Origin of the sequence: Paenibacillus sp. OAE614 (genome assembly GCF_040546645.1) — a bacterium.
GTDB lineage: Bacteria > Bacillota > Bacilli > Paenibacillales > Paenibacillaceae > Paenibacillus_AQ > Paenibacillus_AQ favisporus.
Genome location: NZ_JBEPOD010000001.1, coordinates 1157529 through 1182894, shown reverse-complemented (window position 1 = coordinate 1182894; position 25366 = coordinate 1157529). Strand labels below are relative to the sequence as shown.

The following is a 25366-nucleotide window of genomic DNA, read 5'->3' as shown; positions in this document are numbered from 1 at the left end:
CTGTATTCTTAAGTAGCGGTAAACATTATATAGGGTAGCCAAACTTCGATCAAATGTTTCATGGCTTCGATTCTCTATAGCGTTTATCCGGGCAAACAAAACAGCCTACAGAATTTAGTAAACGGTAATTATTCTCCTGAAACAATGCAAAATAATACTATTGTACAACCGTACTCAAGAACATCTAATACATTATATCACAAACCAAATTACAAACACCAGTCAAGCTGAAACAACTTTCACTCGTCTTGCAGAAAATTACATAATGAGGTGATGAGCTTGGAGCTCAAAAATATTTGGAAGTATGTGGTTGTGGTCCTTGGGGCGGCTTTTATTGCCTGCGGGTTCAATCTATTCCTCGTTCCGCTTCACTTGCTTAGCGGGGGCGTATCGGGCCTGTCCATGCTCGTGAATTATTTTACACCGATCAGTCTCAGCGTTCTTTATTTCGTGTTTAACATACCGATGCTTGTCGCCGGCTGGTTTCAGCTCGGCAAACGTTTCATTGTTCTGAGTATTCTTTCGGTCGTCGCCACGACGTGGCTGATCGCGGTAGTTCCCGAAACGTCCCTCGTGTCCGATACGCTGCTGGCTGCGGTATTTGGCGGCGTCCTCGTCGGGATCGGGGCAGGCATTTCTTTCCGGGCAGGCGGCTCCTCTGGCGGGTTCGATATTATCGGGTCCATCGTTACGCGTTACCGCGACTTCCCGATCGGAAACATACTGGTGGCCATGAACGGGGTCGTCATCCTCGCAGCCGGTTACTTACAGGACAATTGGAACCTGGCGCTCGCCTCCATCGTTTCCATTTTCGTCACGGGCAAGGTCGTGGACATGATCCACGTCAGCCATTTCAAGGTCACCGTGTACATCATCACGAACGAGACGGATGCCCTTCTTCATCAACTGCTAGAGCGGCCGCGCGGCGTAACCAAGATTAAGACGCAGGGCGCTTTTTCCAATGTGGAAAAGGATATGCTGATGACCGTTACCACACGGTACGAATTGGCCGAGCTGAAGCGCATCATCAAGCAGACCGACCCCAAGGCGTTCGTCAACATTGTCGAGACCGTCGGGGTCATGGGTTCCTTCCGCAGAAGCTGATTTTTGTATGCGCTGTGTAAAAAAAACACCAAATGTGGTATATTAATAGTGCGCGCTTCCTACAATAGTTCCATGAGATTAGGATATACCCGAATTTCCCAAAGCACCAAAACGCTTTTCCGTTCGCCTTGCGTTGGATCATCTGACTGTGAAGATTCGAAGGAGGAAAGGGTGATTTTTGTGGAAATGGAAATGGAAACGGTAAAGTTGTCCCAAATCGTCATGAAATGGTTCCCGGATATGATGCCATTCTTGAAGCAAAATGAACTGAATTCCCTCATTGTGCTGCGGGACGGACTTAGCATTCTGGAACAAGAAGATGCCATGGAGATCATCCAGTACAGCATCTGTGAACATCAGAGCTCCGCGCTGCTTCACTGATTTATAGCAAGTAGCAAGTGCTTGAATAACATGCCATTCGCGAATGGCCGCTTTCAGCGGCAGCGCGGGTGGCATTTTTATTTGGCCTGAAGCGGCCACCGGGCACGGGAACTACAATTTTGTCAAAATGTTGGAAGTCGCTTTTCCCGCAAGTATTTAAGCATCCCGGTGGCAACCCTACGGAAGAGGGAAGCCGTTTGATTCCAAGCTGATTCGTTTAAGAAAAGGAAAGGTGCCCAGATTCCAGCCGCGCAGCCTTCGCCAAATGATTACAAAGCTGTTGCACCAAACAGGAGGTCGTTCCGATATAATTGACATGTAAAGCCATTCAAGGGGAGAGAGTATTATGAATATTATTTGGGCGCTGCTGCTGTTGCTCGGCAGCAGTGCCGGTCATCCGCAGCAGGACAGCAATCATCCGTTAAGCCAATTGTTTCAGGCAACCGTTCATTCCGCAATGATCGCATCCCAACAAGACGTTCCGGTCAGCGCAGACCACCCGCCCGTCAATGTAGATCCGCAGGTCACCGCCCCCAAAGTCAAAGGGATTTACGTTACCGCATACAGCGCCGGCGGTTCACGCATGAATCAGCTGCTGGATCTCATCGACAAAACCGATTTGAACGCCATGGTGGTCGACATCAAAGACGATGCAGGATACATAACCTATAAGACGGACAATGCCACGTTGAAGCAGATGGGCAAACCGCAGCCGTTCATTCCCGACATCAACCAGCTGATGCAGCGCCTGAACAAGCATAAGGTGTACCCTATCGCCAGGGTGGTCGTATTCAAAGATACGGTCCTTGCCAAGAAGCGGCCGGATCTGTCGTTCAAAAATCCGGACGGAACCCTCTGGGAGAACGGCAAAGGCGACAGCTTCGTCAACCCGTACAGCAAGGAAGTATGGGATTACAACATTGCGATTGCCAAGGAAGCGGCCAAGCTTGGCTTTAAAGAAATTCAGTTCGATTATGTACGGTTCCCGGAAGGATTCGAGAAGCGGGCCAATACGCTGAAATACGTCAAGAACGATAAATCCCGCGTGGATACGGTCGCAGAGTTCGTCCAGTATGCCCGCAAGCAGCTGGCCCCTCTCGGCATTCGCGTGTCGGTGGACATCTTCGGTTATGCGGCGTCCGTTCCGGCGGCCGAAGGGATCGGTCAGGATTTCGGTAAAATCTCCGAAAACGTGGACGTCATCAGTCCGATGGTGTATCCGAGCCATTACACGACGGGCTGGTTCGGCGCCCAGGATCCGGACAAGGAGCCTTACAAGACGATCAAGGGCTCTATGGCCGATACGCACAAAAAGCTGGATCCGCTCAAAGACCGCAAGCCGATCATCCGCCCGTGGATTCAGGATTTTACCGCAAGCTGGCTCGGCAGCGGCCATTACGAGAAGTACGGCAAGCAGCAGGTAGAGGATCAGATCCGTGCCTTAAAAGACGCTGGCGTGGACGAATACTTGCTGTGGAACGCTTCGAACCGGTATTCCCAAGGCGTGGCCTACAAATAGCACTTTTTTATCCCGGCGTGTTTTCGCCGGGTTTTATTTATTTGAACAGAGCCCTGTTCAAACCGGTGTGCCATAGTTTACAATAATAGTCTTGTCACCTTTATGTCAGAATTCAAGATATCTGTGAGGCTCATTTTATTATGAAAACAACAATGTCGCTCAAGCAAAAAACGATGCAGTTTCTCGTCATCCTGCTGCCGATTCTGGTCACGCAAATCGCGCTGTCCGCGATTACGTTTTTCGATACCAACATGTCTGGCCGGGCCAGCTCGACCGATCTCGCCGGTGTAGCGATCGGCACAAGCCTGTGGATCCCGCTTCAGACCGGTCTGAGCGGTATCCTGATGGGCATGACCCCGATCGTATCGCATCTGGTCGGCGGCGGCAGCCGTAATAAAGTAGCGTATCACGTCGTGCAGGGCCTGTATCTCGCCATATTGCTGGCCCTTGTGATCCTTGGAATCGGCTCGCTGCTGCTTCCCGTTATTTTGGACGGGATGAACCTGGAAGGGAATGTCCGGGACATCGCTTTCCGCTTTTTGAGCTACCTGTCCATCGGCATCGTCCCGATGTTCGGTTATACCGTGCTGCGAAGCTATATCGACGCCCTGGGCCAGACCCGGATTTCCATGCTGATCACGCTAATCTCGCTGCCGATTAACGTCGGCTGCAATTACCTGCTGATCTTCGGCAACTGGGGGTTCCCCCGCTTGGGAGGCGCAGGCGCGGGAATCTCATCCGCCATCACTTACTGGTGCGTGTTCCTGATCGCGATCCTGTTCATCCACCGGCTTCATCCGTTCACCGATTACGGCATTTTCCGGAAGCTGTACGGTGTATCGTTTTCCGTGTGGAAGGAGCTGCTGAAGATCGGGGTGCCGATCGGCTTCTCCATCTTTTTTGAAACCGGAGTATTCTCCGCCGTCACCCTGCTGATGAGCCGCTTCGATACGGTGACGATCGCGGCCCATCAGGCGGCGATGAATTTTGCGTCCACGCTCTATATGATTCCCCTCAGCATCAGCATGGCGCTCACCATTCTGGTCGGATATGAAAACGGGGCGGGCCGGCTGCGGGACGCCAGACAATACAGCAGGCTCGGGATTTCCACCGCGGTGGGCCTTTCGCTGATTACCGCCGTCGTCCTGCTCGTAGCCGGACGTTATGTCGCCGGATTTTATTCAGAGGAGAGCCATGTGATTGAACTGATTCAGCATTTTCTGATCTATGCGATTTTCTTCCAAATCTCCGATGCCGTAGCCACCCCCGTTCAGGGCGTACTGCGCGGATATAAAGACGTCAATCCGGCATTCATCATTACGTTTATTTCGTATTGGGTCATCGGATTGCCCGTGGGCTACCTTCTGGCCGAGTTCACCCCGCTTCAGGCCTATGGCTATTGGGTCGGCCTAATTACGGGACTCGCGGTCGGCGCGGCGCTTCTGCTCGGACGGCTCGTTAAGGTCCAGCGGCGGTTCGCTGCCCTAAGCCGAGCGTAACCGCCCGGGTTCCCCGAGCAGTTGCTTAGACTTGGCTGCAAGCGGAACCAGCATACCGCTCCCCACTTTCGGCTCACTACAAAAAGGCGCTGCAGGGTTAAAACCCGCAGCGCCTTGTCTGTGTTACCTTTATGTTTATTGCGAAAGCCGTGAAGCGAGCTCATACAGCTCCCGGTTAAATTCCTTCTTCGTGTTGACGACCTTATCGATGTCCGTCAGCACGAGCTCGCCCTTAATGATGCCGCAGGCCTTGTCGGATTCTCCCGCGATCAGCATACGCACCGCAAAATCGCCCAGACGGCTCGCCAGATTCCGGTCCGCCGGAGTCGGCGTTCCGCCCCGCTGGATATGTCCAAGCACCGTTACCCGCGGTTCCAGAGTAGGGCAGCGGTCGGTCAGGGCTTTGGCAACCTCTTCCCCGCTTCCCACACCTTCAGCCACGAGCACGATACTGTGCCGTTTGCCATGCGCAAAGTTCTGCTTCATCCGCTCCGTAATTTCATCCATGTCATGCGGCATTTCCGGCACGAGGATCGTCTCCGCACCCGAAGCGAGGCCCGCATGCAAAGCGATATCGCCGCAGTGTCTTCCCATAACTTCCACAATCGAGGACCGCTCGTGCGAGGACATGGTGTCGCGCAGCTTGTTCACCGCATCAACGACGATGCTGACGGCGGTATCGAATCCAATGGTGTAATCCGTAAACGCGATATCGTTATCGATCGTTCCGGGCAGCGCCATCGTATTGATGCCGAGCTTGCTGAGCTTATTGGCACCCTGGTATGAGCCATCGCCGCCGATGACGACAAGGCCGTCGATTCCGTGCTTGCGGAGGATTTCCGCACCCTTCTGCTGGCCTTCCGGCGTCATAAATTCCTTACAGCGTGCCGATTGGAGAATGGTGCCGCCGCGCTGGATAATATCGCCCACGCTGCGCAGATCCATCGAGAAGATGTCGTCGTTCAGCAGGCCGTGATACCCGCGCTGAATGCCGTAAACCTCAAGTCCGTGATACAAGCCGCTGCGTACGACGGCGCGTACGGCTGCGTTCATCCCTTGCGAATCTCCGCCACTGGTTAATATTGCGATTTTTTTGACTGCCATGTTATTTCCTCCTCTTATCACTCGTACAAATGCTTGCGGATCCACCGGCTGTTGAAGAAGAAGAATAAGCGGGTAAGCGGGCTTCCCTTCATCAAACGTTTGGATACGGAGCGAACTTCCTGCTGCTCGCTGACTTTGGGATCGGATAAATAGATTGCCAGCAGCCCCTCAATGATCATCCGATGGAACGGGGGCACCGGGATGGCTGCAACATCCTTCCGGGCCGATTCCACAATAAAGGCAATCCGGTCCAGCATGACTTCGGGGCTCTCATAGTAATTGCAAAAATTGAGGTCTCCGCCAAGCCGATCCTCTTCCTGATCAATCAGGTAATCCAGCATAATATGCAGACAGCAAACATGTGGAAAATATGACGCATGAATGGAGGCGGCGGCAGTGCTGCTCAAATGGCGGTCGCTTGCGGCCAGAAAGAGCATGAACACGCCCAAGGTCGAACCAGTTGCCGCGGCGAACTCGTTCCATTGAAGCTGGGGAGTCCGTTCACGATGAAGCTCCCACCACGCAAGCAGCGCCGGTTCTCTTAACTCCGGTTTGATGTGCTTGTAAACCTGCAGGTCGGTATACAGGCCCGCTAAATCCCGGATAAAGGGCATCGCGGCAGCGTAGCCGGGCAGCTGGCGTATGCAGCTTTGGCAGGTTGTCACCAACCCATGCAAATAACCTCCGTCATTTTGCTCCTGACGAAGTGCATAGTAATTGACAGGTTCAGCCGCCGGGTCGATCGCATCCAGCATCGATTGGTGAAGCAGGCGGAAATCTTCGGCTTCCATGGATGTGCTGCGGTCACACAGGTTATCCAGATAGTCGCTGATCGTCTGATAGGCCACGATGAGCTTGGTAAGTATAAGCCGCTCCGGCAGCGGAACGGCGGCGTAGACGCCTCCGCCCTCACAGTGAAACTGCTTCGTCTCTATACTCGCCAAGGCTTGCTTTCTCAGCTCGGGATCAGGGATGTTCCCTGCCTTCCTCCGCCATCCGTCCAGTTCTTTTCGCACTTCCGGCAATATATGCTTGTACACCCGGCTCATTAAACTGACAGGATTCCGGGGAACTTGATATCGAGTTTGCCTATTTTCATTCAAGACGGTGCCTCCACATTGTTGTCTACTTGTATCGATCCTAATGTCTTTTATTATAATATGGTCCTGGAATTTGCACAAATAAACCGTACATGAATCCTCCCTTTTTTTACAACAATATGTGTCCAATTAAAGGAGTGTGCCCAGATCTCCTCGAAAAGGTAAGCTGAAAGATTCCACCGCAGCATCATATGCTCATCTATAGTATAGCGGGCGGCATCGTGCTGCAGGGTGACTTTTTGCACAAAAATCACAAAAACATCGGGGTATTTGATCATGAAACTAGAACAATCGACGCCAGACGTCAATTGGCAAAGGGCATTCACCTTTACCATCTATGGGACCAGCGTCCTGGTCGCCTCCTACTTCCAGCTTTACTTCAGCCACTTGGGCTTCAGCAGCTCGCAGGTCGGCTATCTGTACGCCGTCGGGCCCTTCATCTCCATCTTCTCCAACATGTTTTGGAGCATGGCCAGCGACCGCTACCGGACGACCAAAAAGATGATGCTCCTGCTGTTTGCCGGACAGCTGGGTATGGGGCTACTCCTGTCGGCCACTTCTTCCTTTTATGCGGTATTCGCTTTGATTACGGTCTTCTACTTTTTCTACTATCCGGTATTTCCGCTGTCGGATACGATGTCGATCCAAACCGCCCAGAGGCACGGGAAAAACTTTATCGTCATCCGGGTCTTCGGTTCGATTGGCTATGCCTTCTTCGCCCTGTCCATCGGCTATGTCCTTGGCAACGTCGGTATTTCCCGAACGCTGCTTCTGGCCATAATCATTGCTGGAGCCTGCCTCCTGCTCGCCACAAGGCTCAGAGACGGCGTCAAAACGAACGGTCAGAAGATGGAATGGAAAGGCTTGTGGAACGTGCTTCGGAAAAAAGAAGTGCTGTGGTTTTTCGCAGGTGTATTCTGTCTCGCCCTCCCCTACCGGATGAATGAAGCGTTCCTGACCCTGACGCTCAAAAGCATGGGTGCTAGCGAGGGGCTGATCGGCTGGTCCCTGCTCGCGGCAGCCCTAAGCGAAATTCCGGTCTTCTTCCTGCTCAGCCGCTTCGGAGAGCGTTTCAAGGAGCTGCCGCTCCTCGCCCTGGCCGCGCTGATGTTCGCACTGCGCTTCTTCTTGATGTCGATCGCCGATCACCCCGGAACGGTCATCGCGGTCCAGACTTTACACAGCGTAACCTTCGGCATCTACTATGTGACGGCGGTCCGCTATATCACCCGGATCATTCCGGATGAATTCCGGGCGACGGGACTTGCGCTGTTTACGATCGTATGGTCGAGCGCAGCCGGGCTCGTCAGCGGAACGTTCGGCGGCGTGCTGTATGAGCAGACCGGGCGCACCACCTTCTATTTCATCGCCGCAGGGCTGGCTTTGGTCGCCTGCGCCGGCTTTTTGGTGAGGCACCTGCTGGGAAATACCAAGGTTCCGGGTGCTTCAATGGACAGCCGCAAGATGTAACCTCCACAAAAAGCCCGTTTTCTTACCGCGGAGAACGGAAGAAAACGGGCCACTCTTTTTTCACAAAAATATATAAAGACAAAAAAGCACAGTCCCCGCATGAGAACTGTGCACAATAAGCAATTTTTTTAACCAAAACTTATAAGAAATCCGTTACCGGAGTCAATCTTATAATTTGATTACGTTAGCAGCTTGAGGGCCACGGTTGCCTTCAGTGATTTCGAATTCAACTTCTTGACCTTCGTCCAAAGTTTTGAAGCCGTCTCCTTGGATTGCGGAGAAATGTACGAATACGTCCTCGCCGCCTTCAACTTGGATAAAGCCATAGCCTTTTTCTGCGTTAAACCATTTAACTGTACCTTTCAAATGAACAACCTCCTAAAAATACCGCCATCTGTGGCGAATAAGTACATTATACTTCATGAACTTTGACAATGCAATCGCTCTTTTTCGTCCGAAGCTTCTTTTTCAAGGAAAGGCATTTGTAAATCTCATCCAGGCTGAACCATCCCTTATCGCAAGAAAAACTTCCGCTAAATGCGGTCTGTCTTCAATAAATATGCATGGATGACGTTTTTCTTATTTGCTTTTACACAAGCCTCTGCGGTATCATTTTACCAAAAGACCAAACGGAGAATGCGACATGATCAAAAAACATGAAATATACAAAAAAGACAAATGGAACATGATGACTGTCGAGGTCCAGGGCCGCTACATCGTCCTGCGGGAAATTTCCGATCAGTGGGGCGAAGAGACCCACACCTTTATGAGCCGTCCGGCCATGATGCAGTGGGTGAACAACCGCTTTCCGAAGGAAGATTACCAGGGCAACGAGGATGAATGGCGTCAAATCATGAATGCGTTTAAAGAGGTATAATTCAGGATGGAATACGGCAGCGTCCTGGTCTTTGTTATTTTGGCCTTCTGTTTAGGCGCAGTCTTGATCATGAAGAAGGATACGATTCCGCCGAAGCTGAAGCGCGGTATGGCCATCTTCGCTCTCATCATGATCCTGGTTGCCTTTTTCCTTATTGTATACAATTTGCTTACCATGGGTTCCAGCCCTAATGGAGGATAAATAATCTTTTTCGGGTAAGGTCATACTAAGGGGTATATTTCTTCAAGACAGACCGTCAGAGGAGGCCCCCTTTCGTGAAATACTCGAAGACCCTGAAGCTTGCCGTCGCCATCAGCATGCTCTCGGTCCTATTTGTTCCTCCTGCGGCTTCTTCACACGGAGCCCGATTCATATTAACCCAACAGTCAAGGAGGATTCCGATGGAACAATTACCGAAACGTTCAGAAGTACCCGCCGAGCACAAATGGAAGATTGAGGACCTTTTCGCCAGCCAGCAAGCTTGGGACGAAACGTATGCCGAGCTTCAGCAGGAAGTGAAAAAGGCCGCCGATTTCCAAGGCAAACTGGATAATGCGGCAGCGGTGAAGGACTGCTTCGCCCTGGAGGATGAAATCTCGCTGAAGACGGAACGTTTATACGTGTACGCTCACCTGCATCACGACGAAGATACAGCCAACCCTACATACCAGGCCCTTTCGGCCAAAGCCAAAAAAATGAGCGTACAGGTGGGCGAAGCCCTCTCCTTCATCACGCCGGAAATTTTGTCGCTGCCGGACAGCAAGCTGGACGAATTTATTGCCGATCCACAGCTTGCCGAATACAAATTTACGCTGACCGAAATGAAGCGCGAGAAAGCGCATGTTCTGTCCAAAGCGGAAGAAGCGCTGCTGGCCCAGGTCGGCAACCTGTCCCAGGCACCGCAGACGATCTACGGCATGCTGAACAACGCCGATCTGAAATTTCCGAAAATCAAGGACGAGAACGGCAAGGAAGTCGAGCTGACTCACGGCAGCTACATCCAGTTCCTGGAGAGCCCGAACCGCGAAGTCCGCGAGCGGGCGTTCAAAGCGGTCTACGAAACGTACGCCAAACAAAAGAACACGATCGCGTCCACGCTGAGCGCCAACGTCAACAAGAACATGTTCTACGCCAACGTGCGCAAATACCCTTCCGTGCTGGAGATGTCCCTGTATGGCGACAACATTCCGAAGGACGTGTATACCAACCTGATCGACACCATCCATGAAAGCCTGCCTCTGCTGCACCGTTACATGAACCTGCGCAAGAAGCTGCTGGGCGTGGATGAGCTGCATATGTACGATCTGTTTGCTCCGCTCGTCGACGAGTACAAAATGGACATTACGTATGAAGAGGCGAAAAAGACCGTATCCGAAGGCTTGAAGCCGCTCGGCAAGGACTATCTGGCTTCCCTGCAGGAAGGCTTTGACAACGGATGGATCGACGTTTATGAAAATGAGAACAAGCGCACTGGCGCTTACAGCTGGGGCGCCTACGGCACGCACCCTTATGTGCTGCTGAACCACAAGGAAAACCTGAACAGCATGTTTACCTTGGCGCACGAGATGGGTCATGCGCTGCATTCCTATTATTCGGACAACGCGCTGAAATATCGCGACGCGCAGTATACGATCTTCCTGGCGGAAGTGGCCTCCACCACTAACGAAGCGCTGCTGATGGATTATCTGCTCAAGAAATCGACCAATCCGAAGGAAAAAATGTACCTGCTGACTTATTATGCAGACCAGTTCCGGACAACGGTATTCCGTCAAACGATGTTCGCCGAGTTCGAGAAACTCGTTCACGAACGCGCGGAGCAGGGCGAAGCGTTGACGCCGCAGGCGCTGTCGGAGATCTACTACGACCTGAACGTGAAATACCACGGCAAGGATATGGTCGTCGACAAGGATATCGAGATGGAATGGGCTCGCATTCCCCATTTCTACACCAGCTTCTATGTGTACAAATACGCCACCGGCTTCTCGGCGGCGACCAGCTTCTCGAAGCAGATTCTGGAAGAAGGCCAGCCGGCCGTCGACCGTTACCTCGGCTTCCTGAAGAGCGGGGGCAGCGACTTCTCGATCAATATTCTGAAGAAGGCCGGGGTCGACATGTCTTCGCCGCAGCCGGTCCGCGAAGCGATGAGCGTCTTCGAGAGCGTCATCGAGCAAATGGAACAGCTGACAAAATAAGTTGAACGGCCAGGCTTATGGAAATCCCTTGCCCGCGGGGGCGGGGGATTTTTCTACTGTCTGCCGGAGAGGGTGTTTTCAAAAGTGAAAATGCAGTGGTCACTCATATTCGGGCTTCTGTTTGCGCTGCTCACCGCGATTTTTGCCGTGATCAACGTCGATCCCGTGAAGGTCAACTTTATGTTTGCCGAGGTGAACATTCCGCTGATTCTGCTCATTCTCGGATGTACGCTGATCGGCGGGATCATCGTCGGATCCTACGGAATTTTCAGGCAGTACAAACTTCAGAAAACAGTCAAACATCTGTCGGCCCAACTGGCTCAGGTCCAGGCCGAAACGGGGTATACCTTCCCGGATCCTGCCGCGAACAAGGCGGGCTCTGAGGAAGATGCCGGCGGCTTGAAGCCGTCGTAAATGAGGAATGCAATTCTAACGGAGGAGAACCGTGAACATGTCGATACAACCCAATGAACAATACGTTTTAACCTTTTTGAAAAAGCTGCTCGACACACCGAGCCCCACAGGATTTACGGGACACATTATGAAATTCATCGAGGAGGAAGCTGCTAGCCTGGGCATTCCGGTGACCCGGAATCATAAAGGCGGGGCGATTCTGGAGGTGCAGGGCGAGAATACTTCCCGCACGGTCGCACTGAGCGCCCACGTGGATACCCTCGGGGCGATGGTCAGAGCGGTCAAGCCTTCAGGCACGCTGCGGCTGACGTCCGTCGGCGGCTTCATGATGCACAGCATCGAGAACGAATACTGCGTCATCCATACGCGTAGCGGCAAAACCTATACCGGCACGATCCTCAGCACCCATCCGTCGGTGCATGTCTACAGCGACGCACGCGATTTTAAACGCCAGGAGGACCATATGGAGGTCCGCATCGACGAGCTGGTGGAATCCAAGGAAGACGTGCTGAAGCTGGGCATCGGGGTCGGCGACTTCGTCTCCTTCGATGCGAGAGCGACGATTACGGACAGCGGTTATATCAAGTCCCGTCATATCGATGACAAAGCCAGCGTCGCGGCGCTGTTCGGCCTGCTGGAGTCGATGAAACGGGAAAATTGGAAACCGTCCACCAATGTCAAGCTGCTGATCTCCAATTACGAGGAAGTCGGACACGGCACCGCCTATATTCCTTCGGATATTGATGAGATGATCGCTGTGGATATGGGCTGCATCGGCGATGACCTCAGCTGCAAGGAGACCGACGTCTCGATCTGCGCGAAGGATTCTTCCGGTCCGTACGACTATGAGATGACAAGCCGGCTCATCGAGCTGGCCAAAGCCGAAGGCATTCCTTACGCCGTGGACGTGTATCCGCACTACGGCTCGGACGCTTCCGCCGCCCTGTCCGGCGGGAATAACATTCGTGCCGCGCTGATCGGGCCGGGCGTTCACGCTTCCCACGCGATGGAGCGCACCCATAAGCAGGCGGTGCTGAATACGGTCAAGCTGCTTGCGGCTTATATCCGCGGGTAACGCCACAGCCATTTTCATAAGCCATATGCCGGGCTCACGCCCATCAAAGCCAAACCGGCTGTCCATCTCGGACAGCCGGTTTGTTTCTGTATGGTGCTGAATCACGATATCAGCAGCGTATATACATTGATTTCGTACACTATGCGAAATCTCGATCCGCACGCCTGGCTCACGCCTGTATCAGCGTCCTCCGCCGGAAGGTACGGCTGCCTGCAGGGGGCCGGATTCTGCGACCGGGCTATTGCCGGGTGCTGCCTGCTCGGTGGGCGCCGAAGCGTTTTCTACTTTCTCAACCGGGACAGCAGCAACTTGAGCATTGGCCTGCGCTTGCGTGGAGATTGGTGCCGTCTCACGAGGGGCCTGCGCCCCGGCCCGTACCGAAGCGGCGTTTTCGCTTGCGCCGGATTGCGCAGTCGCATCGCCGCCCATGGTGGAGCGGGCCGCTTTCGGCGAATAGACCGAAATGTGATCCAGGCGCTTTGTGGCATGCGGCCCGACGAATTTCAGGTCGTAATCGCCCTCTTTATAGGTAAGCACATCATCCGATCCGCTTGTCTTGACGGAGCTTGGTTTGCCTAAGGTATCCTCGATTTCCTGGAAGCTGATTTTGCTTAGATCGGTGCTCTTATCCGTACCCGATCCGAAATAACGGATGTCGTACACCACCTTCGCCCTGCCCGATTCCAAAAGCGTAGCTGCCCCGTCCCGCTCCCGGCGAGTAGGAATCATAGGCGTAACGGTCGGTCGGCTGCCATGGCCGGTCCGGCTCACCCCAAGCGGCATGCACGTCCTCAATCGTTGTTTTGCCGGATACAAAGTCAGCGCCCTTTACCCTGCCCTTCTTGGCTAAAGTGGCGATATCCTTGATCTGCTGCTGGTGTCCGCTTGTTGCACTGCCGGTCCCGGATGTGCCCGAGCCGCTTCCCGCAGAACCGGTGCTGTTACCGGTAGTGGAGCCTGTGCCTGTGCCTGCGCCATTGCCGGCATTGTCAGATCCGGAATCCGTCTGGCCGCCGGGCTCGTTCTGTCCATCCCCGTTTTGGGTCTGCCCATTCGATCCGTTACCGTCATCCGATGGGGTCGTGCCCGAATCCGTATTGGTGCTTCCGGCTGGCGGAGACGCCTGATCCTGTGTGGATTTTCCGTCGGTCAATGCACATCCGCCCAAGGCGAGCACAAGCACCAGACCGATCACCGTCCAGCGGATAGAAGCCGGTTTAAACGTTTTAATCATGAGTATCCTCCTTCTCAGCTGCCTGCGTGAAGCAGATAGTCTTGCGGTTCCCGGAACATAGGCATCCGTCCGGTATTGTTCCAAAAGCGTCAGAATCGTATGCCCGTACTGGGCGATTTGGTTCGGATCCATCCGTCTCAATGCCAGCGCATCGGCGGACAGCTCCTGATCCTCCCGCATCCGGTAGAACCCGTACCACAGCAGCGGATTATACCAATGAAAGGCGAGGAGGATCTGCGCAACCCAATTCAGCAAAATATCCCATCTTTTCGCATGCGCCAATTCGTGCAAAAAAATATGCTTTTGCTGCGCCTCGTCAAGCTCCGCAATGCCCAGCGGCATGATCATCCGCGGACGCAGCACCCCAAACAGCGTGGGCGAGGAAACGGCGGGCGATATCTTCAGCCCGATGCTTCGCCTCACACCCATGCTGGCTTTAGCCTCTTCAAGCATTTGAACCATTCCCGGGTCTGCCGCTTGGGAATGTCTGCCGAGCAGCCGTGCGTAACGGGTATTCGCGATGGCAAGCCGGATCAGCAGGAGCGCCGCTCCGGTCAGCCAGACCGTCATCAGGATCGATCGGACGGATAACCGACTTTCCTTTTGCGTCGGAACTAAAGTTCCGGAGGATTCATGGCCTTCCGAGAGTTCGCCAGGGAATAAATCGGCCTTGTCCCCCACCTTCACCGGTGGCTGCGTTTGGCCGGAAGAAGGGGATTCTGGCGCCTGCTGCACAAACAAGGCGTTTCCCTGACCTGCCATGGAAAAAAGGTTCCCCATGCTGAATGAACTTTCAGGCCCGGCCGGGATGATCAATCGGAGAATTAACAGCAGCCACAAGGCGTAATGCCACTCGGGCTTCAGCCATCTGCCGAACACCCGCTTCATCAGCAAAATGAGGACCACCATCATACCGGCCAGCAGCGTCGTATGGATCATCCAGTCAAACAAATCGTTCAGCAGGAGGTTCAGGTTTCCCGGCATGCTTATCCCCTCCCTTCCGGTCTGCTCGTCTCATCCAGCAGTTTGCGCAGCTCGGCGATTTCCTCCTGCGACAGTTTCTCCTCTTTGAGAAAATTCACGAGCAGCGGCTTGAAGGATCCGCTGTAAATGCGCTGTAAAAAGCTCTTCGTCTCCGCCCGCTGGCATTCTTCCTCCGAGACTAGCGGGAAGTATCGGTATGGGCGGCTGTCCGGATCGAATGAAGCGGCTTCCTTCGCGACGAGACGGTTCAGCAGCGTTCTGACCGTCTTCGGGCTCCAGTCCATGCGGCCGGCCAGAACGTCAATGACCTCACCAGCCGTCAGCGGGGAGCCGGCCCACAGCACTTTCATGACCTCCCATTCGGCCTCGGAAATGACGGGAAGTGGTTTCACGGTTTACTCTCCTTTCTAGTGATCACATTTGTAATCATCATATGCATCCAATATTACACATGTAGTCCAGGATGTCAATCCGTTCTTTGTCCGGAAAATGCCGCTTGCTGAAAATACGCAGAAAAAGGGCGTTCCCATAAACTTTTATGGGAACGCCCTAATGTACTAACCTTCAGCTCCTTGAGCCGCTTCAATCTAAGCCTTGCTCTGTTCAATTTTCTCCGCCAACTCGTTCAGATACGTCCAGCGGTCCATCAAATGCTCCAGCTCCTGCTCGGCTTCCTGCTGTGCCTGCAGCAGCTCCTGCAGTCTCGCCGAATCGCTGAACGCGGCTTCCATATCCTTCTGTATACCCTCCAGCTTCTGCTCACAGGCTTCGATCAGGCCGTCGATCTGCTCATATTCGCGCTGCTCTTTATAGCTGAATTTCAGCTTTTCCCGCGGCGCTTCTTTCGCCTGAGCCGAATTCTGGGCCGCCTCCTGGGAGGCGCCGGCCTTCTTCGGACCGTCCGCAGGGGAGCCGCCTGCGGCAGACGGCGCATTCTTGCTCATCCATTCCGCATATTCCGTGTAAGCCCCCACATGAACACGAATTGCCCCTTCGCCTTCGAAAGCCATAATCTTCTCTACGGTGCGGTCAAGAAAGAAACGGTCATGGGACACCACGAAGACTACGCCCGGAAAATCGTCCAAATAATCTTCCAGCACGGACAGCGTTTGAATGTCGAGATCGTTCGTCGGCTCGTCGAGCAGAAGGACGTTCGGAGCCGACATCAGCACCCGGAGCAAATACAGACGGCGCTTCTCTCCGCCGGACAGCTTGGAGATTGGCGTCCACTGCATAGCCGGCGGGAATAAAAAGCGTTCGAGCATTTGGGAAGCGGTGATCTGGCTGCCGTCATCGGTCCGGATCACTTCCGCTCCTTCCTTGATGTACTCGATCACCCGCATATTGCCGTCCATTTCCTGATGCTCCTGGGTAAAGTATCCCAGCTTGACCGTCGGTCCGACCACGATTTCGCCCTCATCGGGCTCCAGGCGGCCGGCAATCAGGTTCAGCAGCGTCGATTTGCCGCTTCCGTTCGGGCCGACGATACCGACGCGGTCGCCGGGCACGGCAATATAGCTCAGATCGCGGATCAGCGTCCGGTCACCGGCCTTTTTGGCCAAATGCTCGATCTCGAGGATTTTCCGGCCGAGCCGGGTCGATAGCGCGGCCATGTCCACATTCCCGGCACGCTGCGGCCCCTTCTGATCCTTCAGCGCCTCAAAGCGTTCGATGCGTGCCTTCTGCTTCGTCGATCTTGCCTTGGCCCCGCGCCGGATCCAGGCGAGCTCCGTCCGCAGCAGGTTCTGGCGCTTCTGTTCGGAAGCCGCCTCCCGCTCTTCCCGCTGGGCCTTTAGCTCCAGAAAGGCCGAGTAATTGGCCTCATAGCGGTACAGCCTGCCCTGGTCCAGCTCCACCATGACATTCGCAACACGGTCCAGGAAGTACCGGTCGTGCGTAATCATCAGCAGCGCGCCGCGGCGCTTCTGGAGGTACTGCTCCAGCCAGGCGACCGAGTCGTTGTCGATATGGTTGGTCGGCTCGTCCAGAATGAGCAGCTCGCACGGCTGGATCAAGGCGGACGCCAGCGCGACACGCTTCCGCTGGCCGCCGGACAGCGTCCCCATCAGGGCATCGAAGCTTGAAATGCCCAGCTTGGACAGGATGGTCTTGGCTTCGCTCTCCAGCTGCCACGCCTGAAGGGCGTCCATTTCCTGATTTAGCTTAAGAAGCTTCTGCTGCAGCGATTCGTCCGAAGGATTCAGCTCGACCCGTTCCATTGTCTCCGTATAGTCACGGACGATCTTTATCTGCGGGTCCTGACCCTGGAACACCTGCTGAAGCACCGTCATGCCCGGGTCAAAATCGGGATTTTGCGCCAGATAACGGACCCGGACGCTGTTGCCGATGGAAATCTGGCCTTCGTCCGGAGGCTCAAGTCCGGCGATGACCCGCAAAAAGGTGGATTTGCCGGTGCCGTTGACGCCGATGATCCCGATTTTATCCTGATCCGCCATCCCGAAGGACGCGTCCTCAAACAATACCTTCTCTCCGTAGCTTTTGGAGATATGTTCAACTGTCATTATGTTCATAGCTATTTCCCCTACTCATCCAGCGATTTTCTGCTTCCTTATATATTAACACAAAAACCGCCCAAAGGCTGGGCGGCATGTATGCTGTGCTTCTGTCAGATGTTGAGAGCGGGTTGTCCAGGATGAACTGCGCTTACCCCAGACGCGGGGTAAACGGAGAGCGGGGCTGCCTTAAACGCTTTTAAGCCCTTAAACTCCCGAAAATCATGAAAAAAGCAGCAGCGCGGCCGCGAGGGCTGCTCCTCCTCCGATGAAGGAAGAGACGATATTGACGGCGTCGTTGTTCATGAACCGCCATCCGCCCATACGGCGGGTCCTACTTCCGCAGTGCGTCATGACCTCGACCTCTTTGCCGCACACCGGGCACTGGTACATAATCTGCACGGATGCGCCGAGGATGGAATCGGCGAAAGCCCCCGGCCAATCCGCCGACTATGCCCAGCACCAAGTCCAATGTCAGCGAATGGGTGACCGGCCCGGATAGCCGTTCAAACAGCCAAGCGAAGAGGCCGATCAGCGCTCCTCCTCCCGCGGCGGCGGTGCTGCCGAGCAGCGACACCCCTCCCGACGTGCCGGGAGGGAGCACGCGGCCGTTCAGGACCGAACGGGGCGGCTTGCGGCTGAGGCTGCCGAGCTCTGTAGCCCAGGTATCGGCTGTTACGGCCGCCATGACGCCGATGAAGGCGAACACCCAGCCCTCGTGCGGCCAGAAGGCATTCAGCACGCACAGCAGCATGCCGGCGCCCCCGTTGGCCAGCACTTGTCCGGCGTCCCGGTTGCCCGTTTTGGCGTATGATTTTTCCAGCTCAGCCTTCCGGCTTGCCTTCACCTTCGACAGCGCCGAGGAGCTGATAAAAAAGACGAGCAGGGTGCCGAACCACAGCAGATTCCCCGCTCCGAAATAAATCGTTCCCATAACAAAGGCGCAGATCGCTCCCGATATGGTGAGCGACCGCTTCCAGTACGCAGCCCCGGCAACAACGAGCGCGCACAGCGCCCCGATGATCCACATCATGGCGGTTTAGCCGATGCGGCAGCTTCCCAGCTGCTCTTCGCCCCAGCCTAGAGCGAACGTATCGCCTTCGGATGCCGGGCCGACGCCAGCCGGCGTCCCGGTAAAAATCACGTCGCCTTCGCCCAGTCCGTAACGCGCGCCGATATAATCCACGATTTCCTGGAGGGAGAAAATCATATCCCGCGCATTGCCGCGCTGCACTTCCTCATTATTTTTCAAAACAGTAAAATCCTTCTCCGTCACGCTGCCGGTTCCCGGAAAAGGAATGAAGCCCGTAATGGGAGCGGAATTTTTAAACCCTTTGGCCGCTGTCCACGGGTGGCCCTTCTTCTTGATGACCGACTGCACGTCCCTCAGCGTAAAATCGATGCCAAGCGCCATTTGGTCCACCAGGTCATCCACCACGGCTCCAGGCTTGTAATCACGCGCGATGCGGATGACGATTTCGCCTTCGTAATGAACCTCCCCCTGATCCTTCGGGAGGGCGAGAACGGCGTCTTCAAGCGGAACCACCGCATGGGACGGCTTCATAAAGATCATCGGCTCGGTCGGAACCTCGTTGCCGAGCTCGGCGGCATGCAGTTTGTAATTTCGGCCAACACAGTATACGTTACGAATCATCTCGATCATCCTTTGCTAAGATGGATTGGGTGTTGCATCGAGCAAGGCGACAATGGTTGCCGAGTTCGAGCATTGCCGTTTCCGGTGGGATTCAGCCGGGAAAGGTTTTCCGCCAAACGTCCGGCCGGTTGGTACAGATCAATATTTCGGGCGACATTGCCGCGATCCTTTTCATGCCTCTGGCGTCATCGATCGTCCAGGCCATGACCGTAATGCCTTCGGAGATAAGCAGCGACGCGAGGCCCGTATCGAGATTAGGGTGACCGATCGACAGGAACGAGCACTGCAGCGCCTTGAGGCGCGATGGCAGATCCTTGGGCCTGCCGTCGAGGATCAAGCCCGTCTTGAACGCCGGGTTGATCTCCTTGACCCGCTGCAGCGCACCGGTATCAAACGAAGTGATCACCACGTCCTGCTCCATATAATAGCGCGATACGCGTTCGAGCACCGCCTGCTCCAGTCCCGGATACATATTGCCGGATGTTTTCAACTCGATGTTCAAACGGACCCTGCCGCAGCTTAGGCGCAGCACTTCGTCCAGCGAGGGAATGCGTTCTCCTTGAAAATCGCGCCCTTTCCAGCTCCCAGCGTCCAGCCGCTGCAGCTGCTGCCACGTATGGGCCTTGACCTTGCCGCTGCCGTTGGTCGTCCGGTCCAGGCTGAAATCGTGAATGACGACGGGAATGCCGTCGGCGGTCAGCTGCGTGTCGATTTCCATCCACTGGACGTAAGGCTCCGCCATCGCCATCCGAAAAGCCGCCATCGTGTTTTCCGGCGCCTTGCCGGAAAATCCCCGATGGGCCACACACAGGTTGTTCATTCCCTCTCCCCCGCTCTCCTAAGTTATGGTCAACGTGCCGAGCCGGCCGTTACGGTCCCGTCGCCGGATACCCGAACACCCCCGATGGACAGCTGCTGCATTTCCTGCAGCAGCTTCTTTCCTTCTTCGGCGTTCATCGGAACCGGTTGTCCCAGCTCCGTCTTGTACGGGATCAGCTTCATGCCGCATCCGCCCTTCGGACCGCATGACGCCTCGAATACCGCGGTCTTCCAGGTCGCCGGAACGGTTGATTTGGTGAAAATGAAATTGCCTGTGCTGTAAGCAATCCATTTACCCTTGTACTGCTCCAGCCCCTGTAGCACATGCGGATGCGCCCCGATGATCAAATCGGCTCCCGCATCAATAAAGGCGTGGGCCAGCGCCTTCTGGTTGGCATCCGGCGTGCTCTGCCGCTCGATACCCCAGTGCGCCATGACGATGACCAGATCGGCGTTGTTGCGGGCTTCGGCAATGGATTTCAGCACCTCGGGAGCCTGCCCGTAAGCACTGGCCACACCGGGTTTATTGGTACCCGCGGCCCAGCTTGATTCCGGGTACACGCGGCTGGCACCGACCAGCGCCACCTTCATGCCTTTGATAGAGAAATATTCCGGCGCGTAGGCACGGGCTGCGTTTTTCCCTGCACCGACATACTTAATGCCGCTGGCACCCAGGTGAGTGATCGTATCCAGCAGCCCTTCCTCCCCCTGGTCGAGAATGTGGTTGTTGGCGAGCGTGACGGCGTCCATGCCTGCGGCTCGCAGAGCATCGAGCGCCTTAGGGGATGATTTAAATACAAACGTTTTGTTTTTGGCTCCGACGCCGCGGGTGGTGACCGGTGTCTCCAGATTTCCCAGCGTCAGGTCGTCCTTCTTGAACAGATCCCCCAAATATGTAAAGGGGTATGAATAGCCCTTGCTTTCAAGCAGCGTTTCCACTTTGCCCGAAAAAATCATGTCGCCCACAAAATGAATGCGAATCGTTTGGCCGGATGGCGCATCCGACGTCCCCCCGGAAGCTGTTTTCTCCGGGATTTGATCCTGCTGCGGCTTGGCTTTGCCGGAATCGGGGTCCTTTCCCGTCTCCTGCTTTCCTTCTTGCGTGGCCTGCTCCTTCCCGCTTCCAGCAGGCTGGTCCTGTTGCACGCCGGCAGCCTCATGATCCGGCGGAGTTCCCGCTTGATCCGGCGGAGCTCCCGCTTGATCCAGCGGAGGCGGGTCCCCAGCTTCCTCAGCCGCTTGTTCCGAAGATGTCTCCTGGCTGGAATCTCCCGCCACTTCTCCGCTTCCCGGCACCGTTCCTTTCGGGTCAGCAGGCGGCTGCTCTGCGGTCTGCTGTGCAGGCTTGTGGGACTCCTGCGCAGAGCCGCCCGTATGCGCCTTTTGCGTCAACAAATAATATCCAATAAGTAGTGCAATGACGGCAAGCAGGCAGAGATTCACGTATCCCCACTTCCGCCCCTGCCTTTTTCGCCTGGCTTTTTTTCCAGCCTGGTGTTTCTGTGATCTTGGCGGGTACATGGTTCACCCCTCATAGCGATTTTTCTAAAATGATACGGCCCTCCCCTGAAAGCCCACTCCATTATATCAGGTTCCCGGGAACAAATAGAACCCCCGGTCTGTGACACGGGGGTTCATCATCGTATATAGAGATGCAGTCGTATTCGAGAGTTTTACTCCGCCTGGGCCATTTCCCACTGCCCGATCACCGCGTCGGACAGCGTCTGCATATAGAGCGGATCGCTGTTCAGAGAATCGATGCGCATCAGGCGCAGATCCAGCTCCTTCGCTACCTGCTGGGCTTCGATGTCCAGATCGTACAGCACTTCGAGATGGTCGGACACGAAACCGATTGGAGCGACCAGCACGTCCTCGACTTCCTCTTTGCTCAAGTTGCGGAGCGTGTCCAGAATGTCCGGTCCGAGCCATGGCTCGGCGGTACGGCCCGCACTCTGCCAGGCAAACTGCCAGGAAGTGACATCGGCCTTTTCCGCCACCGCGCGGGATGTTTCCAGAAGCTGCTCCGGATACGGATCACCCAGCTCCAAAATTTTCTCAGGCAGGCTGTGCGCACTGAAGAGGACGCGCACTTTGCTGCGGTCCGCACCGGCTTCCTCGAACAAAGCCAGCTTTTCGTTCACACGGCGGGTAAAAGCCTCTATCAGCTGCGGATGCATATGGTAGCTCTGCACAAAGGTCATCTCAACCCCGACCTCGTCAGCTTTCGCTTTGGCCCGCTTCATATAGCTTCCGACGCTCATAGTCGAGTAGTGCGGCGCCAGTACGATCCCGACCGCTTTGCTGATACCGTCTTTGGCCATCGCCTCCACGCCGTCCTCAATGAACGGGGAAGCATGCTTCAAGCCTTGATAGCAAACGAATTCCACCTCGGGGTGGCGGCTGTCCCGGTTCAGGGTCTCCTGCAGGCTCGCCACCTGCCGGTTGGTGTTCTCACGAAGCGGGAATACGCCGCCCACAATCGCCTCATAACGGTCGGCCAGCTCTTTGAGCTGCTCCGGCGAAGGGGCATGCCCTCTGCGGATATGCGTGTAATACGCCTCAATGCCTTCCATGCTCTCCGGTGTGCCATAGGACATCACCAGTACGCCTACTTTATTTTTCACGAAACGCTCACCTCTTCTTTATATATCGGTTCTTCCATGAAGAAAGGGTCTCCTAGCGGAGAAGAGTTGCCGAATATTCATGAATATATTCCGTCAATTCCTTCAGCTTATCCAGCGAAGCTTCGGGGAACAGACCGTGGCCCAGGTTGAAAATATAACCCGGCTCCTGAACGCCTTGATCGATAATCTCTTTGGCATACCGCTTGATGACGTCCATCGGCGCGGTCAGCACATAAGGATCCAGATTGCCCTGAACGGCGAATTTCCCGCCGGTTCGCTTCCGCCCCTCGGCAATCGATACTCTCCAGTCAAGCCCGATGACGTTTGCCTGCAGCTCCTTCAGGGTTGGCAGCAGTTCGCCTGAGCTGACGCCGGGGAAATAGATTTTCGGTACATGTAAATCTGAAAGTTCGGCAAAGATACGGGTAATGGTAGGTAGTACGAATTTCTCGAAATCCTGCGGCGCCAGCGCCCCTACCCAGCTGTCAAACAGCTGGAACGCCTTGCCGCCGTTTTTGATATGCGCACGCACATAGGTTATGACCATGTCACCCAGTTTGTTCATCAGCTGATGCCAAACTTCGGGCTGGCTGTACATCATCGTTTTGGTAAGAATATAGCTTTTGGAAGGACGCCCTTCGATCAGATAGCTGGCAATCGTAAACGGAGCTCCGGCAAACGTAATCAGCGGAACGTCCAGCTCCTTGTCGAGGATGCGGATCGTCTCCATAATGTGGCTGAGATCTTTGTCCACGTCGATCGGACGCAGGCGCTCCACATCGGCCGCGGTCCGGATCGGATTGTCGATTACGGGCCCGATATTTTTCACGATATCAAAATCGACTCCCAGGGATGCGACCGGATTCATGATATCCGAATACAGAATGGCCGCGTCAACGCCAAGCTTGCGCACAGGCATCATCGTTATCTCGGCAGCGAGCTCGGGCTGACGGCAAATTTCCAGGAGCGAATATTTCTCTTTGATCTTGCGGTATTCCGGATCATAGCGACCCGCCTGTCTCATATACCAAACAGGAACATGGCTGACTTCCTGCTTGTAGCTGGCGCGGATCAACGTATCGTTATAGGTCACGAACAGGCCTCCATATCTATAAAATTCTCTGCTTTCTATTATGCCCTTTTTAAAAGTAAGTAACAACCGCCGCACCCTGACATCTGATGACAATCGTATGACATCTTTAACATAAGACATTTAGAAATTGTGCTATACTGGTAAAACTGTGTTTTTTCATTCATTCATTTCAGTCAACTTAGAAAGGAAGTGAAAGCACATTGAAACCGTGGAAGGTCAACCTCATTGTGCTTTGGTTCGGCCAATTTCTCGTCAACTCCGGGATGACGATGATCACGCCGTTCCTGTCCCTGTATCTGGCTAAAGATCTGGGGGTGCAGGGCGAGCATGAAATCGGCCTCTGGGCGGGCTTTATTTTTGCGGCCAACTTCATGACCTCATTTATTTTTCAGCCATTATGGGGCAAGCTGTCGGACCGGTACGGCCGGAAAATCATGCTGCTGCGCTCCGGCTTCGGAATGGCCATTGTCATCGTGCTGATGGGTTTTGCCCGGAATCCGTGGGAGCTGCTGCTGCTGCGCCTGCTGAACGGCACGATCTCCGGCTTCAACCCGGCATCCATCTCGCTCGTGTCGAGCACGACTCCCAAGGAACGGATGGGTTTTGCGATGGGGATCATGCAGTCGGGCTCGGTGGCCGGAACGATTCTCGGACCGCTGATCGGCGGCGGCTTGGCCGACCTGATCGGCTTCCGCCCGATCTTTTACATTATCGGCATGCTCATCTTCGCCGCTTCCCTGCTGGCGCTGTTCCTGGTCAAGGAAAACTTCAACCGGGAAAAGGCCGCCCATGCGCCGCAGGTGTCGGTGCTTGAAGGCTTCAAGGAGCTGGCCCGTATCCCGCAGCTTCCCGCGCTGTTCGCGGTAACGTTTCTGCTGCAGTTTGCGATGATGAGCCCCATGTCGCTCCTGCCGCTGTACGTGGAGAAGCTGCACCGCTCCTCGGTTGACATCGCCTTCTGGGCAGGCGTGGTCAGCGCCGTGACGGGATTGTCCAATATGATCACCTCCCCGATCCTCGGGCGCTTCAGCGACAAGGTCGGCGCCCACCGCATTCTGACCTACGCTCTGATCGGCGCAGGACTGTGCCTGATCCCGCAGGCGTTCGTCCAGAGCGTATGGCAGCTGATCGTTGTCCGCTTCCTGATGGGCATCTTCATGGGCGGCCTGCTGCCCAGCGTCAATGCCCTCATCCGATCTTACACGCCAGGAGGCATGGAAAGCCGGGCTTTCGGCTTCAACACAAGCACGCTCGCACTCGGCAATATGCTGGGCGCGCTCGTCGGCGGATTCCTGTCGGGATTTATCGGCATCGAAGGACTGTTCATCATTTCCGGCAGCCTGCTGCTGCTGAATATGGTCTGGGTGCGGCTGAAGCTGTACAAGCGCAGCAACACGCCGCAGTACCGCTGAACAGCCGCCGTTGGCGGTAAAGGGACGGCCGCAGAGTCACACAAGTGACCCTGCGGCCGTCTTTTTTTCTTGCCGTATGACAGCAAGGAACAAGCCCCCATCGAAAAACGTTTTGAAGGCCTAATCCGGAAAGTAACCTCCCATGACAAATGACAAACTCCTTCGTATATATTCCCTTTCCCCTACCTATAGTCCCAATTTTAATAAATGTAATGTAATCTAACACAAAATAAGATCCCCAGGACTGTTCCCACTCCATTTCACAACGTAAATCATACTCGATTATTTTATGAAATGT

Annotated in this window: 23 protein-coding genes and 1 pseudogene; 11 read left to right on the top strand and 13 right to left on the bottom strand. The window is 54.8% G+C overall.

Going from position 1 to position 25366, the window contains the following annotated elements:
* Positions 1-279: 279 nt before the first annotated feature.
* From ABIE48_RS05930 to ABIE48_RS05915, 4 genes are all read left to right on the top strand, one after another.
* Positions 280-1104: a YitT family protein gene (locus ABIE48_RS05930; protein ID WP_483312646.1), complete on the top strand. Its 825-nt coding sequence runs from the start codon at positions 280-282 to the stop codon at positions 1102-1104.
* A gap of 186 nt (positions 1105-1290) precedes the next feature.
* Positions 1291-1485 carry a hypothetical protein gene (locus tag ABIE48_RS05925; RefSeq protein ID WP_076170738.1) on the top strand — a complete coding sequence of 65 codons (195 nt, stop codon included), beginning with the start codon at positions 1291-1293 and terminating at the stop codon, positions 1483-1485.
* A 346-nt stretch (positions 1486-1831) separates the two neighbouring features.
* A complete protein-coding gene (locus ABIE48_RS05920; RefSeq protein WP_192715075.1) occupies positions 1832-3004 on the top strand; it encodes a putative glycoside hydrolase in 1173 nt (390 codons plus the stop codon).
* A 140-nt stretch (positions 3005-3144) separates the two neighbouring features.
* Complete coding sequence (locus ABIE48_RS05915) at positions 3145-4503, top strand: MATE family efflux transporter (RefSeq protein WP_192715076.1); 1359 nt, start codon at positions 3145-3147, stop codon at positions 4501-4503.
* 135 nt (positions 4504-4638) lie between these two features.
* Here ABIE48_RS05915 and pfkA read toward each other — a convergent pair whose 3' ends face one another.
* Positions 4639-5607 (bottom strand): 6-phosphofructokinase, encoded by a 969-nt coding sequence (gene pfkA / locus ABIE48_RS05910; RefSeq protein WP_076170243.1) that lies wholly within the window; start codon positions 5605-5607, stop codon positions 4639-4641.
* A gap of 17 nt (positions 5608-5624) precedes the next feature.
* Positions 5625-6656 carry a tetraprenyl-beta-curcumene synthase family protein gene (locus ABIE48_RS05905; RefSeq protein WP_105441578.1) on the bottom strand — a complete coding sequence of 344 codons (1032 nt, stop codon included), beginning with the start codon at positions 6654-6656 and terminating at the stop codon, positions 5625-5627.
* Positions 6657-6983: 327 nt separating this feature from the next.
* Here ABIE48_RS05905 and ABIE48_RS05900 point away from each other — a divergent pair, with 327 nt between their 5' ends.
* A complete protein-coding gene (locus ABIE48_RS05900) occupies positions 6984-8177 on the top strand; it encodes an MFS transporter (RefSeq protein WP_192715077.1) in 1194 nt (397 codons plus the stop codon).
* 168 nt (positions 8178-8345) lie between these two features.
* On the opposite strand, the gene ABIE48_RS05895 is transcribed toward ABIE48_RS05900, so the two are convergent.
* Entirely contained in the window at positions 8346-8543 is a 198-nt protein-coding gene (locus ABIE48_RS05895) for a cold shock domain-containing protein (protein ID WP_068694440.1), read from the bottom strand.
* 277 nt (positions 8544-8820) lie between these two features.
* Here ABIE48_RS05895 and ABIE48_RS05890 point away from each other — a divergent pair, with 277 nt between their 5' ends.
* From ABIE48_RS05890 to ABIE48_RS05870, 5 genes are all read left to right on the top strand, one after another.
* Positions 8821-9054, top strand: coding sequence for a hypothetical protein (locus ABIE48_RS05890; protein ID WP_076170246.1), 234 nt, complete (start codon positions 8821-8823; stop codon positions 9052-9054).
* Between the two features lie 6 nt (positions 9055-9060).
* Positions 9061-9255: a hypothetical protein gene (locus ABIE48_RS05885; RefSeq protein ID WP_145024914.1), complete on the top strand. Its 195-nt coding sequence runs from the start codon at positions 9061-9063 to the stop codon at positions 9253-9255.
* A gap of 200 nt (positions 9256-9455) precedes the next feature.
* Positions 9456-11246 carry an oligoendopeptidase F gene (gene pepF / locus ABIE48_RS05880; RefSeq protein WP_192715078.1) on the top strand — a complete coding sequence of 597 codons (1791 nt, stop codon included), beginning with the start codon at positions 9456-9458 and terminating at the stop codon, positions 11244-11246.
* A gap of 84 nt (positions 11247-11330) precedes the next feature.
* Positions 11331-11660, top strand: a complete 330-nt coding sequence (locus tag ABIE48_RS05875) for a LapA family protein (protein ID WP_076170249.1) — start codon at positions 11331-11333, stop codon at positions 11658-11660.
* A 37-nt stretch (positions 11661-11697) separates the two neighbouring features.
* On the top strand, positions 11698-12735 hold the full coding sequence (locus ABIE48_RS05870) for a M42 family metallopeptidase (RefSeq protein WP_192715079.1): 1038 nt from the start codon (positions 11698-11700) through the stop codon (positions 12733-12735).
* A 180-nt stretch (positions 12736-12915) separates the two neighbouring features.
* On the opposite strand, the gene ABIE48_RS05865 is transcribed toward ABIE48_RS05870, so the two are convergent.
* From ABIE48_RS05865 to hemE, 10 genes and pseudogenes are all read right to left on the bottom strand, one after another.
* On the bottom strand, positions 12916-13422 hold the full coding sequence (locus tag ABIE48_RS05865) for a DUF4309 domain-containing protein (RefSeq protein ID WP_354518494.1): 507 nt from the start codon (positions 13420-13422) through the stop codon (positions 12916-12918).
* A complete protein-coding gene (locus ABIE48_RS05860) occupies positions 13361-14953 on the bottom strand; it encodes a M56 family metallopeptidase (protein ID WP_354518492.1) in 1593 nt (530 codons plus the stop codon). The genes ABIE48_RS05865 and ABIE48_RS05860 overlap by 62 nt, the downstream gene beginning before the upstream one ends.
* 2 nt (positions 14954-14955) lie before the next feature.
* Complete coding sequence (locus ABIE48_RS05855) at positions 14956-15345, bottom strand: BlaI/MecI/CopY family transcriptional regulator (protein ID WP_145024920.1); 390 nt, start codon at positions 15343-15345, stop codon at positions 14956-14958.
* A gap of 195 nt (positions 15346-15540) precedes the next feature.
* Complete coding sequence (locus ABIE48_RS05850; protein ID WP_192715081.1) at positions 15541-17484, bottom strand: ABC-F family ATP-binding cassette domain-containing protein; 1944 nt, start codon at positions 17482-17484, stop codon at positions 15541-15543.
* Between the two features lie 204 nt (positions 17485-17688).
* Positions 17689-18499: pseudogene (locus tag ABIE48_RS05845) on the bottom strand (DUF92 domain-containing protein).
* Positions 18500-18505: 6 nt separating this feature from the next.
* Complete coding sequence (locus tag ABIE48_RS05840) at positions 18506-19129, bottom strand: fumarylacetoacetate hydrolase family protein (RefSeq protein WP_192715083.1); 624 nt, start codon at positions 19127-19129, stop codon at positions 18506-18508.
* 82 nt (positions 19130-19211) lie between these two features.
* A complete protein-coding gene (locus ABIE48_RS05835; protein WP_192715084.1) occupies positions 19212-19940 on the bottom strand; it encodes a glycerophosphodiester phosphodiesterase in 729 nt (242 codons plus the stop codon).
* 29 nt (positions 19941-19969) lie between these two features.
* On the bottom strand, positions 19970-21460 hold the full coding sequence (locus ABIE48_RS05830) for a CapA family protein (protein ID WP_192715085.1): 1491 nt from the start codon (positions 21458-21460) through the stop codon (positions 19970-19972).
* 152 nt (positions 21461-21612) lie between these two features.
* The gene (gene hemH, locus ABIE48_RS05825; protein WP_076170258.1) at positions 21613-22563 is read right to left on the bottom strand and encodes a ferrochelatase; all 951 of its coding nucleotides are present in this window, start codon (positions 22561-22563) and stop codon (positions 21613-21615) included.
* Positions 22564-22615: 52 nt separating this feature from the next.
* Complete coding sequence (gene hemE / locus ABIE48_RS05820; protein ID WP_145024932.1) at positions 22616-23656, bottom strand: uroporphyrinogen decarboxylase; 1041 nt, start codon at positions 23654-23656, stop codon at positions 22616-22618.
* 200 nt (positions 23657-23856) lie between these two features.
* Between hemE and ABIE48_RS05815 the strand changes: the two genes are divergently transcribed.
* The gene (locus ABIE48_RS05815) at positions 23857-25068 is read left to right on the top strand and encodes an MFS transporter (protein WP_105441588.1); all 1212 of its coding nucleotides are present in this window, start codon (positions 23857-23859) and stop codon (positions 25066-25068) included.
* Positions 25069-25366: the final 298 nt, after the last annotated feature.

Excerpts from the sequence above, each read along its gene's own strand:
- ABIE48_RS05925 (WP_076170738.1), top strand. The coding sequence starts at position 1,291 with ATGGAAATGGAAACGGTAAAGTTGTCCCAAATCGTCATGAAATGGTTC.
- ABIE48_RS05920 (WP_192715075.1), top strand. The coding sequence starts at position 1,832 with ATGAATATTATTTGGGCGCTGCTGCTGTTGCTCGGCAGCAGTGCCGGT.
- ABIE48_RS05915 (WP_192715076.1), top strand. The coding sequence starts at position 3,145 with ATGAAAACAACAATGTCGCTCAAGCAAAAAACGATGCAGTTTCTCGTC.
- pfkA (WP_076170243.1), bottom strand. The coding sequence starts at position 5,607 with ATGGCAGTCAAAAAAATCGCAATATTAACCAGTGGCGGAGATTCGCAA.
- ABIE48_RS05905 (WP_105441578.1), bottom strand. The coding sequence starts at position 6,656 with ATGAGCCGGGTGTACAAGCATATATTGCCGGAAGTGCGAAAAGAACTG.
- ABIE48_RS05900 (WP_192715077.1), top strand. The coding sequence starts at position 6,984 with ATGAAACTAGAACAATCGACGCCAGACGTCAATTGGCAAAGGGCATTC.
- ABIE48_RS05890 (WP_076170246.1), top strand. The coding sequence starts at position 8,821 with ATGATCAAAAAACATGAAATATACAAAAAAGACAAATGGAACATGATG.
- ABIE48_RS05885 (WP_145024914.1), top strand. The coding sequence starts at position 9,061 with ATGGAATACGGCAGCGTCCTGGTCTTTGTTATTTTGGCCTTCTGTTTA.
- pepF (WP_192715078.1), top strand. The coding sequence starts at position 9,456 with ATGGAACAATTACCGAAACGTTCAGAAGTACCCGCCGAGCACAAATGG.
- ABIE48_RS05870 (WP_192715079.1), top strand. The coding sequence starts at position 11,698 with ATGTCGATACAACCCAATGAACAATACGTTTTAACCTTTTTGAAAAAG.
- ABIE48_RS05860 (WP_354518492.1), bottom strand. The coding sequence starts at position 14,953 with ATGCCGGGAAACCTGAACCTCCTGCTGAACGATTTGTTTGACTGGATG.
- ABIE48_RS05850 (WP_192715081.1), bottom strand. The coding sequence starts at position 17,484 with ATGAACATAATGACAGTTGAACATATCTCCAAAAGCTACGGAGAGAAG.
- ABIE48_RS05840 (WP_192715083.1), bottom strand. The coding sequence starts at position 19,129 with ATGATCGAGATGATTCGTAACGTATACTGTGTTGGCCGAAATTACAAA.
- ABIE48_RS05835 (WP_192715084.1), bottom strand. The coding sequence starts at position 19,940 with ATGAACAACCTGTGTGTGGCCCATCGGGGATTTTCCGGCAAGGCGCCG.
- ABIE48_RS05830 (WP_192715085.1), bottom strand. The coding sequence starts at position 21,460 with ATGTACCCGCCAAGATCACAGAAACACCAGGCTGGAAAAAAAGCCAGG.